Source organism: Amycolatopsis heterodermiae, assembly GCF_034929455.1.
In the GTDB taxonomy this organism is placed as follows: domain Bacteria; phylum Actinomycetota; class Actinomycetes; order Mycobacteriales; family Pseudonocardiaceae; genus Amycolatopsis; species Amycolatopsis heterodermiae.
This window is the reverse complement of the sequence record NZ_JAYFSI010000036.1, coordinates 1-623: the sequence shown is the minus strand read 5'-3', so window position 1 is coordinate 623 and position 623 is coordinate 1. Positions and strand designations below refer to the sequence as shown.

Annotated in this window: 1 protein-coding gene; it reads left to right on the top strand. The window is 66.9% G+C overall.

Going from position 1 to position 623, the window contains the following annotated elements:
* Window positions 1–623 (top strand): glycosyltransferase family 2 protein (locus VA596_RS50555; RefSeq protein ID WP_323337982.1); only part of this gene is annotated, 623 nt, incomplete at both ends.

Below are 623 nucleotides of genomic sequence, written 5' to 3'. Positions count from 1 at the left end.
CCGCGGGTCATCGAGGCCGAGCAGGTCACCGACGTCAAACAACACAAAGTGACGCTGACCGGCAAGCTGGACAAGTTCTACGACGGCGGCGCCCTCTGGCTCGACCTGGAAACCGAAGGCGGGCAGACCCTGCGGGTCGAGCAGGTCCGCTGGACCGTCGAAGCCCCCGAGACGATCCGGCCGACCGCGGTCACCATCTGCACGATGAACCGCGCCGACGACTGCTTGAAGAACCTGCAGGCGCTGGCCGCGGACGTGTCGTCGCTGGACACCCTGGACGCGATCTACGTGGCTGACCAGGGCACCGACCTGGTCGAGTCCCGGGACGGGTTCGAGCAGGTCGTCAAGGACCTCGGGGAGAAGCTGCACTACATCAAGCAGCCCAACCTCGGCGGCGCCGGCGGTTTCACCCGCGGTCTCTACGAGGTGGCCGGGCACACCGCCACCGCCCACGCCAACGTCCTGTTCATGGACGACGACGTCCTGCTGGAGCCGGACCTGGTGATCCGGATGACGGCGTTCTCCAACCGCGCCGCCAACCCGATCATCGTCGGCGGGCAGATGCTCAACCTGTTCCACCCCAACCAGCTGCACGTCGGCGCCGAATACGCCCGGTTGAACAC